12 protein-coding genes are annotated in these 16,540 nt (G+C 71.0%); 9 read left to right on the plus strand and 3 right to left on the minus strand.

Features of this window, described 5'->3' with window-relative positions:
- Positions 1–296: 296 nt before the first annotated feature.
- Both ACH4OW_RS29070 and asnB read left to right on the plus strand, forming a co-directional pair.
- Positions 297–1,643 carry a cytochrome P450 gene (locus ACH4OW_RS29070; protein ID WP_398030680.1) on the plus strand — a complete coding sequence of 449 codons (1,347 nt, stop codon included), beginning with the start codon at positions 297–299 and terminating at the stop codon, positions 1,641–1,643.
- A 209-nt stretch (positions 1,644–1,852) separates the two neighbouring features.
- Positions 1,853–3,712, plus strand: a complete 1,860-nt coding sequence (asnB, locus tag ACH4OW_RS29075; RefSeq protein WP_398030681.1) for an asparagine synthase (glutamine-hydrolyzing) — start codon at positions 1,853–1,855, stop codon at positions 3,710–3,712.
- Positions 3,713–3,755: 43 nt separating this feature from the next.
- Here asnB and ACH4OW_RS29080 read toward each other — a convergent pair whose 3' ends face one another.
- From ACH4OW_RS29080 to ACH4OW_RS29090, 3 genes are all read right to left on the minus strand, one after another.
- Positions 3,756–4,361, minus strand: coding sequence for a hypothetical protein (locus tag ACH4OW_RS29080; RefSeq protein ID WP_398030682.1), 606 nt, complete (start codon positions 4,359–4,361; stop codon positions 3,756–3,758).
- A gap of 101 nt (positions 4,362–4,462) precedes the next feature.
- Complete coding sequence (locus ACH4OW_RS29085; protein WP_398030683.1) at positions 4,463–5,347, minus strand: hypothetical protein; 885 nt, start codon at positions 5,345–5,347, stop codon at positions 4,463–4,465.
- Between the two features lie 263 nt (positions 5,348–5,610).
- The gene (locus tag ACH4OW_RS29090) at positions 5,611–6,015 is read right to left on the minus strand and encodes a MerR family transcriptional regulator (RefSeq protein WP_398030785.1); all 405 of its coding nucleotides are present in this window, start codon (positions 6,013–6,015) and stop codon (positions 5,611–5,613) included.
- Between the two features lie 210 nt (positions 6,016–6,225).
- Between ACH4OW_RS29090 and ACH4OW_RS29095 the strand changes: the two genes are divergently transcribed.
- From ACH4OW_RS29095 to ACH4OW_RS29125, 7 genes are all read left to right on the plus strand, one after another.
- Positions 6,226–7,728 (plus strand): SulP family inorganic anion transporter, encoded by a 1,503-nt coding sequence (locus tag ACH4OW_RS29095; protein WP_398030684.1) that lies wholly within the window; start codon positions 6,226–6,228, stop codon positions 7,726–7,728.
- Between the two features lie 58 nt (positions 7,729–7,786).
- Complete coding sequence (locus tag ACH4OW_RS29100; RefSeq protein WP_398030685.1) at positions 7,787–8,401, plus strand: GNAT family N-acetyltransferase; 615 nt, start codon at positions 7,787–7,789, stop codon at positions 8,399–8,401.
- Positions 8,402–8,549: 148 nt separating this feature from the next.
- Positions 8,550–10,025 (plus strand): hypothetical protein, encoded by a 1,476-nt coding sequence (locus tag ACH4OW_RS29105; RefSeq protein WP_398030686.1) that lies wholly within the window; start codon positions 8,550–8,552, stop codon positions 10,023–10,025.
- Between the two features lie 144 nt (positions 10,026–10,169).
- On the plus strand, positions 10,170–10,670 hold the full coding sequence (locus ACH4OW_RS29110; RefSeq protein ID WP_398030687.1) for a hypothetical protein: 501 nt from the start codon (positions 10,170–10,172) through the stop codon (positions 10,668–10,670).
- Positions 10,671–10,933: 263 nt separating this feature from the next.
- Entirely contained in the window at positions 10,934–14,632 is a 3,699-nt protein-coding gene (locus ACH4OW_RS29115) for a helix-turn-helix domain-containing protein (protein ID WP_398030688.1), read from the plus strand.
- 351 nt (positions 14,633–14,983) lie between these two features.
- Positions 14,984–15,334 (plus strand): SH3 domain-containing protein, encoded by a 351-nt coding sequence (locus ACH4OW_RS29120; protein WP_398030689.1) that lies wholly within the window; start codon positions 14,984–14,986, stop codon positions 15,332–15,334.
- Between the two features lie 291 nt (positions 15,335–15,625).
- Positions 15,626–16,204, plus strand: coding sequence for a CHAP domain-containing protein (locus ACH4OW_RS29125; RefSeq protein WP_398030690.1), 579 nt, complete (start codon positions 15,626–15,628; stop codon positions 16,202–16,204).
- Positions 16,205–16,540 lie beyond the last annotated feature (336 nt).

Genomic DNA, 16,540 nt, shown 5'->3' on the forward strand with positions numbered 1-16,540 from the left:
GACCGGCAGGGGAGTTCCCGCACCACGGCGACCGGTCCCGGCGCAAGAGCCGAAGGGGGGATTCCGCAGCGGTCCCCGGAGCGGCATGCCCCCTTTACGGCTCTTCGCCAACAATTGATCATGATAGGGCCCGGAAGAGCCGGACGGAGAGGCCGCCCAGGGCGCCGCGGGAGACGGAGGCACCGGTGACGCAACACCGGAGCAGCGCGGTGGCCCTGACACGGCGTCTCCTGCCGGAACCGCCGGAGTGCGCCGCACCTCCCGGTGTGGTGCCCGGCCTGAGCAAAGGATGATTCGTGGCAGTAGCGGTGCAGTCGGTCGGTACAGAGTCGGTTCCGCGCGCGCCCGGGGCGGTGCCGCTGCTCGGGCACGCGTTGAGCTTGCTGCGCGACCCCTTCGGATTCCTGACGTCACTACGGGCGCACGGGGAACTGGTGCGCCTGAATCTCGGCACGCTGCCGATCTACGTCGCCACCTCGGCGGAGCTGGTCCACGAGGTGACGGTGCGACAGGCCAGGTCCTTCGAGAAGGGACGTTTCTTCGACCGGCTGCGCCCCCTGGCCGGCAACGGCCTGGCGAACGCCAACGGCGAACTGCACCGTGCGCACCGGCGCCTGATCCAGCCGATGTTCTCCAAGGACCGCATCGCGGCCTACTCCGCCACGATGAGCCGCAACGCCCGCGCCTTCTCCGACAGGTGGACACCGGGCCGCGAACTCGACGTCGCACACGAGATGGCCGCCTTCAGCATCGAGACGCTCGCCTCGACGATGTTCTCCTCGGACATCGGCCTGCCCGCGGTCGAGGCCATACGCGAGAACCTGCCGATCGCCCTGAAAAACCTGCTGGTCCGCGCGGCGTCCCCGAAGATCCTGGACCGGCTGCCGATCCGGCCCAACCGGCAGTTCGACGCCGCGGTGTCGCAACTGCGCCAGGTCATCGACGAGGTCATCAGGACCGCGCGCGCCGAGCCCACCGGACACGACGACCTGCTGTCGCTGCTGCTCGCGGAGCGCGACGGCCTGTCCGACACCGAGGTCAGGGACGAACTGAGCACCATCTTGTTCGCCGGCGCGGAGACCACGGCGGCCACCCTCGCCTGGACCTTCCACGAACTGGCCGGGCACCCCGAGGTGGAGCGGCAACTGGTCGCGGAGATCGCGGAGGTCGTCGGCGACCGGCCGGTGACCATCGAGGACGTCCCCCGGCTCCAGGCCGTCCGCCGGGTGCTGGACGAGGTGATCCGGATGCGCGGCGTGACCTTCCTCATGCGCAGGACCACCGAACCCGTGGTCCTGGGCGGCGCCGCCCTGCCCACCGGCACCGAGGTCGGATTCAGCCTCTACGCCCTGCACCGCGACCCGGACGTGTACGCCGAACCCGACCGCTTCGACCCCGACCGGTGGCTGCCCGAGCGGCAGCGGGAAGCCGGGCTGGGGCGCGAGGCGTTCATCCCGTTCGGCGCGGGCAACCGCAAGTGCATCGGCGACCAGTTCATCTACACCGAGGCGACCATCGCCCTGGCGACCTGGCTACCGCGCTGGAAGCTGGTGCCCGTCCCCGGCCACACCCCGAAGCAGGTCGCCTCGGCGGTGGCGGCGGCGGACCGCATACCCATGACACTCACCCCGCGCCACACCTGACCGCCGCCCGCGGTACGTGCGGCTCGCACGCCTGCCGTCGAGCCGCACGATGCGGTTTTCGCGAGAACACGATGCGGTTTTCAAGAGAAAATGCCCCGGAAAGACGGAAAGCGGCACAACGGCTACACTTATCGGCAGGTACTTTCGGGATACGCGAGGGGCTGCCATAAGCCCAAGCCCGCGCACTCCCCATGAGGCGTGTGATTTCCATGTGCGGTCTTGCCGGGTGGGTAAGTTTTCGACGTGACCTGACCGCTTATGAAGACGTCGCACGGCGGATGACCGAGACCATGGCCTGCCGCGGCCCGGACGCGAGCGGGCTGTGGACGTCGGAGCACGCCCTGCTCGGGCACCGCCGGCTGGCCATCATCGACATCGAAGGCGGACGGCAGCCGATGACCGGCGCCGACGACGCCGGGTCCGGGGACTCGCCGGTCATCACCTACACCGGCGAGGTCTACAATTTCCGCGAGCTGCGCGAAGAATTGCGGACCCTCGGGCACACATTCCACACGTCCAGCGACACGGAAGTCGTACTCCGCGCCTACCTGGAGTGGGGAGACAGACTGGCCGAGCACCTCAACGGCATTTACGCCTTCGCGCTGTGGGACCCGCGCTCCCGTGAACTGCTGCTGGTCCGCGACCGAATGGGCGTCAAGCCCCTCTATTACTACCCGACCGCCGACGGCGTGCTGTTCGGCTCCGAGCCGAAGGCGATTCTCGCGCACGAAGAGGCCGAGGCGGTCGTGGACGCCGACGGCCTCAGCGAGATCTTCAGCATCGTCAAGACACCCGGACACGCGGTGTTCCGCGGTATGCACGAAGTCCTGCCGGGCACCGTACTGCGCTTCACCCGGGACGGAAGCGACGTGCGGACCTACTGGAAGCTGACGGCCCGCCGGCACACCGACGACCTGGACGCCACCGTGGCCACCGTCCGCACCCTGCTGGAGGACATCGTCGAGCGTCAGCTCTTCGCCGACGTCACCGTCGGCACCCTGCTCTCCGGCGGCCTGGACTCCAGTGCCGTCACCGCGCTCGCCGCCGCCTCCCGCGCCCGGCGGGGCGTGCGCGAACCGGTACGCGCCTTCTCCGTCGACTTCACCGGCCACCAGGAACGCTTTCGGTCCAACGTGCAGTGGGAGGACCCGGACACCCCGTTCGCGGTCGAAGTGGCCAGACACGTCGGCGCCGAGCACATCATCGTGGAGCTCGCCAACGACGACATCCTCGACCCCCGGGTCCGCGACGCCGTCCTGCGCGCCCAGGACCTGCCGGTGTCCACCGGCGACATGGAGTACTCCCTGTTCCTGCTCTGCAGGGTCCTCAAAGAACGCATGACGGTGGCGCTGTCCGGCGAGGCGGCGGACGAGCTCTTCGGCGGATACACCTGGTTCCACTCCCCGGAGGCGGTCAGCCTCGACACGTTCCCGTGGCACCACCCGTTCGAGCAGGCAGGAGGCATCGGGGCGCTGCGCGAACTGGGCCTGTGGGAAAGGCTGGGGCTCACCGCGTACGTCAAGCGCCGGTACGCCGAGGCGCTGGCCGAGGTGCCGCGCCTGGCGGGCGAGACGGGGCACGAGGCGCGGATGCGCGAGATCACGTACCTCAACCTCACCCGCTGGGAGAACTTCCTCCTGGACCGCAAGGACCGGATCAGCATGGCGGTCAGCCTGGAGGTGCGCGTCCCGTTCACCGACCACCGCCTGGTGGAGTACGTCTACAACACCCCCTGGGCCATGAAGAACTTCGACGGCCGCGAGAAGAGCCTGCTACGCGCCGCGATGCGCGGCCTGCTGCCGGACTCGGTACTGGACCGCAAGAAGAGCCCCTACCCCTCCACCCAGGACCTCACCTACGAACGCGCCCTGCGCCGGATGGTGGCGGACCTCCTCACCCCGGACGCGCCGGTGCTGCGCCTGGTCGGCGAGAACGGGGTACGCGGCCTCCTGGCCAGGCCGGAGGGCGCGTACGCGGTCGGCGGCCCGTGGAGCGCCCGCGCCGTACTGGAACGGCTCGTCGAGTTCAACACGTGGGTGCGCGCCTACGATGTGCGGGTCGATATCTAGCGGGCGCGCGGCGCCCTGCCGGTCGGCGGGGCGCCGCCGCAGCTCACTTCTTGCTGGGCATCGGTATGCCGAAAGCGTCGCCTGCTTCGTTGCTGGCTGCGCAGGCCGTGCCGTTGTAGCTGTCGGCGAAGGTGCCTTCGAGGTGGGTGTACGCGTCGTAGTTCTGGGTGTTGGGCAGCCCCTCGCGCACCCTGAACCGCAGCTGCACGCTGACGGACTCGCGGGGCTTCAGCGTTCGCGGCCCGGGCACGGGGCCCGTGGTCTCACCGTCTGCCTGGCGGAGCGTCTTCCAGGTCTTCTGCCCGGCATCCCAGTACTGCAGGTCGCCGTAGGGGCGCAGGTCGTGCTCGCCCTCGTTGTAGATGTAGCTGTCCAGCCGGGCACTGAGGCTGAACGACTTGAGTTCCTTTGCCGAGACGTTGGTGAGCGTGGCGGTGTAGGTGTTCCAGTGGTTGCCGAGGGTGATCGACTCGGGTATGCCGAAGGACCGCCCTACGAGGGCGTTGTCGGGGTAATTCCCGTTGGAGACGTCCGAGCAGCTCGGGAGGTCCGCGGCGGGGGCTGCCTGCGTTGCGGGTGCGGCGGCCACCGCCGCGGGGAGCAGGGCGGCCGTCACGGCAGTGACCGACAGGGCGCGGCGCAGTTTCATGGAGTTCTCTTTCTCGGTTGGAGGATGCATGGATCCGGCGGGTGCTGCGGGTCCAGGGAGGAGGACCGGAACCGGAACACGCGTCGGCGCGCGAGTGCCGCCTACGTGGCGGCGCCCGTACCGCCCGGGCCGGCCGCGGCCTTCCGGCGGCGTACGGCGAAGACCGTGCCCGCGCCGACGGCCACCGCCGCGGCGCCCGCAAGCGCGACCGCCGGAAGCGCGGCGGAAGATCCGGTAGCCGCGAGATCGCCGCCACCCTGCGGCTTGACGCCACCGCCGGGCCCGGAGGCGTCCGTACCCCCGCCGGGCGGGGCGCTCTGGCCGGGTCCGGCCGGGCTGCCCGGCTGCTCCGGCTTGGCGGTCGGTGCCTGCGTGGGCTTCGCGCCCCGGGGGAGGATGGTGAAGTCGGACCAGGCTTCCTTGGCCGATCCGCAGGAGCCGTCGCGGTTGCGGAAGTCGCCCGCGGCGAGCGCGAATCCGGTGCCGGGCTTGGCGGCCTTGAGCGCGCGGGTGCGCAGTTGCAGCGTGATGGTGTCGTGCGCGCCGATCTCGAAGAAGCCGAACAGGTTCTTCGGCGTCGTGTCCTGGAAGGTCTTCCAGGTACCCGTTTCCTTGTCGCGGTACTCGGTTTCCAGCTCCCCGTACGGCCACTTGACGTTCTTGTGCGAGGACAGGTGCAGGAACGGCAGGACCTTGTCCATGGACGTGCCGGTGCTGTTGGCGAGCGTCATGGAGAACGGTGACCAGGCACCGCCCGCCGCCAGCTGGGACGGCAGCCCGCGGACCGCCACACGCAACTGGTCGGAGCCGAACGCACAGGTCTTGCCGTCGTTGTCGTCGGACGTCGGTCCCTTGCCCGGAGCGGTCCGTGCGCCGGAGTCCGCCACCGGTCCCGTCGCGAACGCGGCGGCGGGTGAGGCCAGTACCGCGGCGGGCGCCATCACGGCGGCCGCCGCTGCGGCCGACAGGGCGCGGTGAATCTTCATCCAGTAGACCTCTCTGTTCCTAAGCGCCGCCTGGGCAGCACAAGTTGGCGTGCGTCGTACTCGGGCCGTGTGTCACGCGCGGATGCGTACGTACACCTACTCACGCCCCGTATGAGGGCTCACGCGACGGAGGGGTTGCTCACTTGTCATTCTGGAGGGACCCGTGAGGTGTGTGGAGGCAGATGCCCGAAAGACTGGCCCTTGGGGCCATTGAGGGCGACGCAGAGCGTGCCGCCCCAGAGCGTGCCGCCCTGCCGGGACGGTCAGTCCTGTGGTGCCGCGGCCTGTCCGGCGCGCTCCAGGCGGGCTCGCAGGGTGGCGGCGAAGTCCTCCGCCCGGTACAGCTGGACGCGGAGCTTCTCCACCTGGTCGGAAGCGGCCTGCTCGTAGGCGCGTACGCGTTCCAGGAGGGCCGCCCTCTCCCCGGCGCCGAGACCGGTGCCGGCGTCGAGGCGATCGGTGGCGTCCAGCAGGTCGCGCATCTGGTCGAGCGTGAAGCCGAGGGGTTTCATCCGGCGGATCACCATCAGGCGGGCGACGTCGGCCTCGGTGTACAGGCGAAAGCCGCCCTGGGAGCGGGCGGAGGGAATGACCAGGCCGGCTTCCTCGTAGTGCCGGATGGTGCGCAGGGACAGCTCGGTCCGTGCGGCGACCTCGCCGATCTGCATGTGCTCGCTGCCCACGTACGCGCCTTCCTCGTCCCTCGTCCCGGGCGGCGGCCGCCGGCAGCCACCCGCATCTCTACCCTAACGTTAGGGTAGGGTTGACCGTCGCCTGGACCGGTCGGCACGGGCTTCGCGAGGAGCCGCTCCGGCTGCTCGGCCCTCCCGCACGCCCGGCTGACGCCCGGTGTGCCCGAGCACGTCAGGTACCTGATCTTGTCCACGTCCGCACTGTCCCCGGCCGCGCGGCTGCGCGCCCTGCGCCCCGACTGGCTGTCCGACCCGAAGGTGTGGCGCACCGAGATCCTGGCCGGCCTGGTGGTCGGGCTGGCGCTGATCCCCGAAGCGATCTCCTTCTCGGTCATCGCCGGGGTCGACCCCGCGATCGGCCTGTTCGCCTCCTTCACCATGGCCGTCACCCTCTCCGTCGTCGGCGGGCGCCGGGCGATGATCTCGGCGGCGACCGGCGCCGTCGCGCTGGTGATCGCCCCGCTCAATCGCGAGCACGGGTTCGGCTACCTGGTCGCCGCGGTGATCCTGGCCGGGATCTTCCAGGTGATCCTGGGCGCGCTCGGCGTGGCCAGGCTGATGCGGTTCGTCCCCCGCTCGGTGATGGTCGGCTTCGTCAACGCCCTCGCCGTCCTGGTGTTCATGGCCCAGGTTCCCGAGATGCACGACGTGCCCTGGGCCGTCTATCCGCTGCTCGCCGGCGGGCTCGCGCTCATGGTGTTCTTCCCCAAGGTCACCAAGGTGGTCCCGGCCCCGCTGGTGTCCATCGTCGTCCTCACGGCCGTCACGGTCGCCGCCGGGATCGCCGTACCGACCGTGGGCGACAAGGGCGAACTGCCGTCCTCCCTCCCCGTGCCGGGCCTGCCGGACGTGCCGTTCACGCCGGCCACCCTGACCACCATCGCCCCGTACGCCTTCGCCATGGCGCTGGTCGGCCTGATGGAGTCCCTGATGACCGCCAAACTCGTCGACGACATCACCGACACCCACTCCGACAAGACCCGCGAGTCCGTCGGCCAGGGCATCGCCAACATCGTCACCGGCTTCTTCGGCGGCATGGGCGGCTGCGCCATGATCGGCCAGACGATGATCAACGTGAAGGTCTCCGGGGCCCGCACCCGCCTCTCCACGTTCCTGGCCGGTACGTTCCTGATGGTGCTGTGCATCGTCTTCGGCCCGGTGGTCTCCGACATCCCGATGGCCGCGCTCGTCGCCGTCATGGTCATGGTGTCGTTCGCGACGTTCGACTGGCACTCCATCGCACCCAGAACCCTCAAGCGGATGCCCGCCGGCGAGACCGCCGTCATGGTGATCACCGTCGTGGTCGTGATCGCCACTCACAACCTCGCCGCCGGCGTCGTCGCCGGCTCCGTCACCGCCATGGTCATCTTCGCCAAGCGCGTCGCCCGCCTCGCCGAAGTCACCCCCGTCACCGACACCGGCACCGGCACCGGCAGCGGCACGGTCGTTTACTCCGTCACCGGGGAACTCTTCTTCGCCTCCTCCAACGACCTCGTCGGACAGTTCGCCTACGCCACCGACCCCGACCGCGTCGTCATCGACCTGTCCGCCGCCCACATCTGGGACGCGTCCTCCGTGGCCGCTCTCGACGCCGTCGAGACGAAGTACAGGCAGCGCGGCAAGACCGTCGAGATCACCGGCCTGAACGACCCGAGCGCCGCCCTTCACGGCAAGCTCACCAGCCACTGAGCCCCGTCCGGTGCGAGAACCCCGCCCGCCGTCAGAAGAAGATCATCGGGGGTGCAGAATGCCCTGTGTGCCGATAAACACTCCCAAGCCGGCGACGCTCGACGACGCCCGACCGGTCAGCCGTACGCTGGCCCGCGCCTTCGACGACGACCCGATGATGCGCTGGTTCTTCCCCGACGACTCCTCCCGCGATGCCGGGTTGAATCGTTACTTCACCACCCTCTTCACCCGCCAGTACGCCCACCACGGCGTGTGCGAACGCACCGATGCGGCGGCCGCCTTCTGGGTACCGCCGGAGGGGCAGGAAAAGGCCGTCCCTGACGCGGAGACCATCCAGGAACTCCAGGACATCCTCGGCGACCGGGCGTTGCTGTTCCGCGACGCCGTCGAGGCGGCCGCCAAACACACACCGACCGAACCGCACTGGTACCTCGCGGTGATAGGCGCCGACCCGGCCGCCCAGGGCCAGGGTCACGGGGCCGCCCTGCTGCGCTCGGGACTCGCCAAGGCCGACGCGGCGGGCCTGCCCGCCTACCTGGAGTCCTCCAAGCTGGCCAACCTCCCCGTCTACGAGCACTTCGGTTTCACCGTGCGCGAGGAGATTCAACTCCCGGGCGGCGGCCCGGTGCTGTGGTCCATGCGCCGCGAACCCCGCCCACCATCCGGCACCTGAGACCCGCCGGACTGCCGACATCGAACGAACGGGAGAGAACGTGAGCATACGGAGCAGTGCGAGATTCGTATCCGTTCTGGTGATTGTGGTGGCGGCGGTGTTCGGCTCGGGGTTTGTCGTCCCTGCTGCGGCCACGGATCCTCTTGCGTTGACACAGGAGAATCCCGAGGACCTGTACTTCGTCGCGTACGAGAACAGTTCCCGGTACGAGGCCGGCGGCACTCCCTACCAAACGGCCCTGTACCCCGGTGACAGCTCCAGAGTCGAGCGGCCTCGCGGTGTCGTCGCCGCATACGACCTCTCCGAAGTCGCGGACAAGGTCAAGGTCACCGCACTCCACCCGCGCTGCCGAGCGGCCGGTCACGTCGTCACCTGCCAGTTGGGCGACGACGAAGGCGCGTGGACTTTCAGGCCCTTCCGTATGACCCCGTACCCCGATGCGCAGGGCGGCATGGCCGGGTCCGTCTCCGAGAAGTACACCAGCCGCAACGGACCCGGGCTGACCCACTCGGCCAGGATTCACGTCGGGGTGCCGGACTTCCGTACGCGGACTCACGAGGACGTGGAGCTGCCCCGTTCGGGACGGGGGACACCGCCGCCCATCACCCCCGCCTTCGTCAACGCCGGTTCGACGCGGACGCCGGGCAAGGTCGTCCTGCGGGTCTCGGTCGCCGACGACGCGTACCAGGGCCGGTTCCAGTCGCCGAGGTTCACGTCTTCCTTCAGCAACTGTTCCGACTCCGGGACGGGAACCGGGCGAGGCGTGATTTTCTGTGAGTTCCCGGGGCCCTTGGAAGTGGGGCAGGCGTATGAGACGGACGCGCCGCTCCAGGCGGACAACCCCGACTGCTGCCAGGTCAGGGGCGCCTACACCTACGACGTGTGGGCGGAAGGGAACGAACCTCTCGACGCGACGGCACGCGACAGCCACCCCCTGCGGGGAAGCGGCCCCGTGCTCGGTCTCAAGCCGGTCGGCGCCGACACCGTCACCGGCGGCGCCAAGGCCCGGATGGGTTTCCGGACCGAGGGCTTCACCGTCCCCGAAGGCTGGAGCTTCCCCGAGAAGACCATGAAGATCCGCGGCAAGGTGGGAGAGTACGTCGAGACGGACGTCCTCCAGGCGGACGGCGCCGACGGGGTCTCGCGGCAGGCCCCGCTCCGGGTCCGGCTCCCGGAGGGCACCTCGATGGCCCCGCTTCCGCTGGAGCGGCACGCCTCCGACTTCTCCTACTGCTCCGGGAGGGGACGGGAGGGGAGGTGCGCCAACGGCTACCCGTCCGTTCTCCGGGTGCGGATCGACCGCGCCGTCCCGGGCGCCGAGGGCCGGATCAAGGCGCCGGTGCCGTCCGGTGACGAGAATCCGGACGACAACGAGCGGCCCATCGAGCTGGAGATCACCGGCGTCGCGGCGAACCCGCAGCACGATCCGCCCGACTGGGTGGCGCGCTACGACGACCCCGCCGGGCAGCCGGGTAAGGGCGAGACCGAGGCCGCCGGCAAGGCCGCGCACGGCGCACCGGTCCGGCTGGCCTCCGCCGCGGCCGCCGCGGTCGTCGTCGCCGGGCTCGCGGTCCTGGTCGTACGCCGGCGACGCAGGCAGCGGCGCTCGAACGACGACGGCTGACCGTGGAGGGAAGGGGCCGCTGGGCGCCGGAGGCGATGGCCGTCTAAGCGGGGGCATCGACGCGCGGACCGGGGGCCGGGGACCGGAGTGAAGGAACGCGACGAGCACGCGCCTCCCGCGTCACCACCAGGCAAAATAGGGCCCATGGCCGACGACGAGACGAGCCCTCTGATCAGTGACGGGGACACCGGATTCACGCTGCCCCGAGGGGCGACGGGCTTCTTCCGGCCGAAGGACGGCCCGCTTCCGCAGACCGACGTCCGGGCGTTCCGCGCCGCACTGCATGCCGCTGCTCGCGCTGCCGGAGGCACCGTAGGCAACGTGGAGGAGCGGACGTATCCCCGGACGTTCCACACCGCAACGGTCACCGGACGTGCAGGCGAGAGCGTCGTCCTGTGCCACGCGCATCACCCCTGGATCGCCTTCACGCCGGAACGCCGGTACTGGTACGGCGAGGAATTCCTGGCTCCACCGGCCTGGGCCCGTGCCTTCACCGACGCGGGCTTCGTGGTCCTGAGCAGGGAACAACTCGCCATGCCGCTCTCCGGCCTGCACCCCTCGACGCTCACCGAGGGCGAATGGCGGGAGGCGCGCTACCACGACACCACCACGGTGGGCGGCGCCCTCTTCAACGTGTGGGACTGACGGGTTCGACATGGGGAACTGACGAGACGTGCCGGGTGCGAACGTCGGCCGGCGGGCCGCACCCCCGTAATGTTTCCGGCCCGCCGACCGCGACGCATCCGAGCTTTGGGGATCCGGAGTTGATGCGCACGGCTGTCACCTGCGCTGAAACAAAACCGTCGGCGGCGCCGGGTGGCGCGAGGCTTGGCTGACGGGCGTCTTCTGCCCGGGAAGCGGGCCGTGCTGGGGTGATCAGGTGGTGAACCCGATCGGGGAGGGCGCGGATGGGACGGCGCGAACTGCCGCTGAATCCGGCCGCGGGCCCGGTGCAGCGCTTCGCCCATGAGCTGCGAGAACTGCGCCGGCAGGCCGGCGGGATCACGTACCGGGCGATGGCGCACCGTACGGAGTGCTCGGCTCCGACACTGTCCCGGGCCGCCTCGGGGGAACAACTCCCCTCACTGCCGACGGTGCTCGCGTATGCCAAGGCATGTGGTGGTGACGCGGCGGAATGGGAGGAGCGCTGGCGCCGGGCCGCGCGCGAGGTGGCGGCCGTACCCCCGGAGCGAGGGGAGGACGAGGGCGAGCCACCGTACCGTGGGCTGGCCCGGTTCGACGCGGCGGACGGGGACCGGTTCTTCGGCCGGGAGGCTCTCGTCGCCACGCTGGTGGACTGTGCGGTCTCGCACCGGATCACGGTGGTGGTGGGGCCGTCGGGCAGCGGCAAGTCGTCGCTGCTGCGGGCGGGCCTGATTCCCCGGTTGCAGCACACCACCGACCCGGCCTCGCGACCCGCTGCACTGCGCATTCTGACCCCCGGCCCACGGCCGCTGCACACACACCGCGCGCTGTGTGCCCCGGCCGGTCAAAAGGAGGAGACGGGGGACGGGGCGGGGGACACGTGGCTGATCGTGGACCAGTTCGAGGAACTCTTCACGCTCTGCCACGACCCGCGGCAACAAGCGGGCTTCGTCGAACTGCTGCTCACCGCGCGGGCGGCGGCCGCCCGTCTGCGCGTGGTGCTGGGCGTACGGGCGGACTTCTACGGCCGCGTCCTGGAACTGCCCGACCTGGCAGCGGCCGTACGCGAAGCCACGGTGCCGGTCGCACCGATGAGCCCGGCCGAGCTGCGCCAGGCGATCGTCAAACCGGCCGCGGCCGCCGGCCTGTTCGTGGAACGCCCGCTGACCGCCCGCCTCATCCAGGAAGTGGGCCACGAGCCGGGCGGCCTGCCGCTGCTCTCGCACGCTTTGCTGGAAACCTGGCGCCGGCGCCGCGGCCGTACCCTCACCCTCGACGCCTACGAGGCCGCCGGCGGTATCCACGGCGCCGTGGCCCAGACCGCGGAACACCTCTACACCCGCCTCACACCGGCCCAGGCCCAGGCCGCCCGCCGCATCCTGCTGCGCCTGATCGCCCCGGGGGAGGGGCGCCCGGACACCCGCCGGCCGGCGCCGCACGACGAACTGGACGCCGACGACCCCACCACGGCCCAGGTACTGGAGCGACTGGCCCGCGCCCGCCTGGTGACCACGGAGGAGGACGCCGTCCACCTGGCGCACGAGGCACTGATCACCTCGTGGCCCCGGCTGCAGCAATGGGTCGACGAAGCGCGCGAACGGCTGCTGGCGCACCGCCGCCTGACCGAAGCCGCCGCCGCGTGGGCAGCCCTCGACCGTGATCCGGGCGCGCTGTACCGCGGCACCCGGCTGGCCGCGGCCCGCGAAACCTTCGCCACCCCCGCCGCACGCGGCGATCTCGCCCCGCTGGAACAGGACTTCCTCACCGCCAGCACCACCGCACACGAACAGGAGCAACGCGCGGCCGCCCGTACCACCCGCCGCCTGCGCGGCGCGGCCGCCTCGCTGGCGGTCCTGCTGGTTCTCGCCCTGGTCGCGGGGGTGGCCGCCTTCGTCCAGTACCGCAACAGCGAAGACCAGCGCCGCACGGCGCTCTCGCGGCAACTGGCCGCCCAGTCCTCCACGCTGCTCGGCGGCCACCCCGACCTGGCGTCCCTCCTCGCCGCCCACGCCTACCGCATCCGCCCCACCGCCGAGGCCACCGCCAGTGTCTTCGCCGCTGCCGCCCTGCCTTTGCGGCGCCGCATCAGCGGCCACACCCAGGCCGTGCGGGCGGTGGCGTTCAGCCCCGACGGGCGCACGCTGGCCTCCGGCGGCGACGACGGCGCCGTACGGCTGTGGGACGCGGACACCGGCCGGCCGCGGAGCGTCTCCGCCCCCGACACGGTCGGCGGCGCGAAAGTCGACGTGAACGCGATGGCGTTCAGCCCCGACGGGCTGGCCTTGGCCTCCGGCGGCGACGACGGCACGGTGCGCCTACGGGATGCGGCCACCGGCACGGTGCGGGCCACCCTTTCCGGTCACGAAGCCGCCGCGACGTCGATGGCGTTCAGCCCCGACGGGCGCACCCTGGCCACCGGCAGCTGGGACACCACGGTGCGGCTGTGGGACACGCGGCGGCGCGCCATCCGTGTCGTTCTGACCGACCACAGCGACCGCTTGAAGGCGGTGGCGTTCAGCCCGGACGGGCGGACGCTGGCCACCGCCGCCGACGACGGTACGGTGAAACTGCGCGAAGCGGACACCGGCCGCCCCCGCACCACCCTCACCGACCGCACCGACGTGGTGGCGACGCTGGCGTTCAGCCCGGACGGGCGCACGCTGGCCACCGGCAGTGACGACGGCACCGTACGGCTGCGTTCCCCGGCCGACGGGACGACCCGTGCGGTACTCAGCGGCCATACCGACGCCGTGACCTCCGTGGCGTTCAGCCCCGACGGGCGCACCCTGGCCTCCAGCAGCGACGACGGCACCGTACGGCTGTGGGAGACCGGGACCGGCAAGTCGGGTGCGGCCCTGATCGGGCAGACCGGCGGGACGGCGGCGATCGCTTTCGGCCACGGCGGGCGCACCCTGGCCACCGGCAGTGCCGACGGCGCGCTGTGGCTGTGGGACGTGCGTCGGCGGCAGGCCCGTACGACGCTCACCGGGCACACCGGCGACGTGACCTCGGTGGCCTTCGGCCCCGGCGGGCGCACGGTCGCCACCGGCAGCGACGAGGGCTCCGCGCGGCTGTGGGACGCGGACACCGGCCGCTCCCGTGCCATCCTGGGCGGCCACAGCGGGGCGGTGCTGGCGGTGGCGCTCAGCCGTGACGGGCGCACGCTGGCCACCGGCAGCGAGGACGAGACGGTCCAGCTGTGGGACACCGTAACCGGCCGCAGGCGGGAGGCTTTCGACGTCGGCGGCACCGTCTTCGCCGTGGCGTTCAGTCCGGACGGCCGTACGCTCGCCACCGGCGACGGGAACGGCAGGGTCCGCTTGTGGCACACGGCCGGCGGGGGACCGCCCACCACCCTCGGCGAGTCCGCGGACAACGTGGTGGCGGTGGCGTTCGGCCCGGACGGCCGCACCCTGGCCACCGGCGGCTTCGACAGAACGGTACGCCTGTGGGACACCGCCACCGGACGCCTCCGCGCGACCCTGACCGGGCACCAGGACACGGTGTGGGCCGTGGCGTTCAGCCCGGACGGGCGCACGCTGGCCACCGGCGGGTTCGACGGCACCGTACGGCTGTGGAACACCGCGACCGGCAAGGCCCGCACCGTCCTCACCGGCCACACCGGCACCGTACGGGCCGTGGTCTTCACCCCCGACGGCCGCACCCTCGCCACCGGCGGCGACGACCGCACCGTCCGGCTGTGGGACATCACCTCGGTCCGGCCCCGCGCGACCCTGCCGGGACGCGGCTGGCCGGTGACATCGATGGCCGTCAGCCCGGACGGCCGCACACTCGCCGTCGGCCAAGGAGACAACAAGGCGCACCTGTGGCACCTGGACCTGCCCACACCCGACGAGGCCATCAGCAGAATCTGCCACTCCGTAGGCCGGGACCTCACCCCCCAGGAACGCTCCACCTACCTGCCGGACCCGCCCCGCCACCACCCCGCGTGCCCACGATGAGCACGCCTCGACGCTGCCTTGTCAGTGTGCGTGATCAAGGGGGGACGACTGTCGCTGCCACACGGTGCTCGGGTGCCGGCACCCACGAGCGCAAAATCACCAGGTCAGCGGAGTGATCGTGGCATCTTGCCAGGACGGCGGCACAGGCCGCGTTCAAGGCGTTGGGCGAACCGCCGGAGACTGGGCGGTTCGGGGCCGGCGGAGGCCGTAACCGGAGGGGAACCATCCAGGCAACCCCTGTGCCTGTAAGCCCCCAGCTACCTCCTGAGGTCACCACGAACTCGCAGCCCGACATCCGCCGACGCGCCTCGGGGGCTTGCCTGGCCATCGGTCGCCGGTCACCGGCGTGTCATGTTCGCGACCACGTCAACTAAGATCACGCTCCGCCCGTCGACCGGCGTGGCGGAGCGGCGCGCCGAGCGGGGGTGCGGTGATCACCGCACCACCGCGAGCGCGGTCACCCACCCGAAGTGCAACCTCGACGAACCGGACGCGAACTACTACAAGATCAGGGGTAACGGGGTGAACTTCCGAAAGGGCCCCAGCACGAAGTACGGGTCCTACGGGCTCCTGAGCAAGGGCACCAAGTTCACGTACTACTGCACCAAGACGTACCCCGAGGTGTGGTGGTACGGCAAGGTGACCTCCGGTCCGCACCAGGGCCAGAAGGGCTGGGTCCGGGCCGACTTCGTGACGTACTGACCGTACAGCGCCGGCGGGTGCGGCAGCCATGATGCCGTTTGTCCCGCCGGCGCTGCCGGTTTTCAGTCCGGCGGCATGCCGTGCGGCTTCCGGCGTGCTGCTGCGGATACCCCCTCTGGCCCTCTGACCTGCCCGGACAGCGTGTCCAGTCGTCCCGGACAGGGGCCCGCGCCGTCCCGGACTGTCCCGGACAGGGAAGTGCTTGGCCGCGCCACACCGGCCCGTCGAGAGTTCTGCCATCCCAGCGGAAACAGCCGTGCGAATCACGGCTCTCGACCTATGGAGTCAGGCATGCGCAAGCTCACCTCCCTCGCGGCCCGGGGCGCCGCGATCACCCTGCTCGCCGGCAGCGCGATAACCGTCACCGGCGTCGGCAACGCCCAGGCCGCCTCACTGGGAGCGAAGATCGCCACCACTGCCGAGGGGCAGCTCGGCGCCGGTCCGTGCGGCCTGAACGGCAAGGGCAGTTACTGGGGCCGGGGCACCGCCCAGACCGGCAGCTGCGGCCGCAACGGCACCGAGGCGCACGCCTGGTGCGCCGACTTCGTGGGCTGGGTGTGGTGGAAGAACGGCGTCGGCGGCAAGATGAGCAAGCTCAACGACCTCGCCTCCAGCTTCGCCAAGTACGGCACGATGCACTCGACCCCGAAGATTGGCGACGCGATCCTCTACAACCAGCACACCGCGAGCGTCGAGGACGACCATGTGGCGATCGTGGTGGGCAGATCCGGCTCGAAGATCACCGTGGTGGGCGGCAACCAGGGCAGCCCCGGCGACGTGAGTTCCCGTACCTGGTCCACCTACAAGGTCGGCAGCTGGGCCAACGGCAGCCAGAAGATCAGCGGTTACGTCACGCCGGTGGCCGGCTGACCTCGCGCCGGTGGCCCGCCCCTCCCCGATGCGGCGGGCCGCCGGCCCGGAACCTTTCGGAGCCCCAGCTCCAGCCGCAGCCCCAGCCCCTGGTCCCGCCCGCCCGGGACCAGGGGCGCCCGTGTGTGACGGAGAGTGACTGCGGACGATCGGCGGTGCTCTCCGAGGCCGATGGGTACAGGGTGCACTGTGCTACCGGCAGGCAGCTGAGAGAAACCACCGTATAAGGGATCTGTTGCGGGGTATTCGGATCGGGCGGGGCCGACGACGAGGTGCGGCCCGTGCGGATTCCTGGATGCGACTGCCGGTCACGGCCGTGCGAAAGGTGGGACGTGA

Origin of the sequence: Streptomyces sp. NPDC017056 (assembly GCF_044332485.1) — a bacterium.
In the GTDB taxonomy this organism is placed as follows: domain Bacteria; phylum Actinomycetota; class Actinomycetes; order Streptomycetales; family Streptomycetaceae; genus Streptomyces.

What these genes read in the sequence shown, in the direction of transcription:
- asnB (WP_398030681.1), top strand. Translation starts at nt 1,853, where the DNA reads ATGTGCGGTCTTGCCGGGTGGGTAAGTTTTCGACGTGACCTGACCGCT.
- ACH4OW_RS29080 (WP_398030682.1), bottom strand. Translation starts at nt 4,361, where the DNA reads ATGAAACTGCGCCGCGCCCTGTCGGTCACTGCCGTGACGGCCGCCCTG.
- ACH4OW_RS29085 (WP_398030683.1), bottom strand. Translation starts at nt 5,347, where the DNA reads ATGAAGATTCACCGCGCCCTGTCGGCCGCAGCGGCGGCCGCCGTGATG.
- ACH4OW_RS29090 (WP_398030785.1), bottom strand. Translation starts at nt 6,015, where the DNA reads ATGCAGATCGGCGAGGTCGCCGCACGGACCGAGCTGTCCCTGCGCACC.
- ACH4OW_RS29100 (WP_398030685.1), top strand. Translation starts at nt 7,787, where the DNA reads ATGCCCTGTGTGCCGATAAACACTCCCAAGCCGGCGACGCTCGACGAC.
- ACH4OW_RS29110 (WP_398030687.1), top strand. Translation starts at nt 10,170, where the DNA reads ATGGCCGACGACGAGACGAGCCCTCTGATCAGTGACGGGGACACCGGA.
- ACH4OW_RS29115 (WP_398030688.1), top strand. Translation starts at nt 10,934, where the DNA reads ATGGGACGGCGCGAACTGCCGCTGAATCCGGCCGCGGGCCCGGTGCAG.
- ACH4OW_RS29120 (WP_398030689.1), top strand. Translation starts at nt 14,984, where the DNA reads ATGTTCGCGACCACGTCAACTAAGATCACGCTCCGCCCGTCGACCGGC.
- ACH4OW_RS29125 (WP_398030690.1), top strand. Translation starts at nt 15,626, where the DNA reads ATGCGCAAGCTCACCTCCCTCGCGGCCCGGGGCGCCGCGATCACCCTG.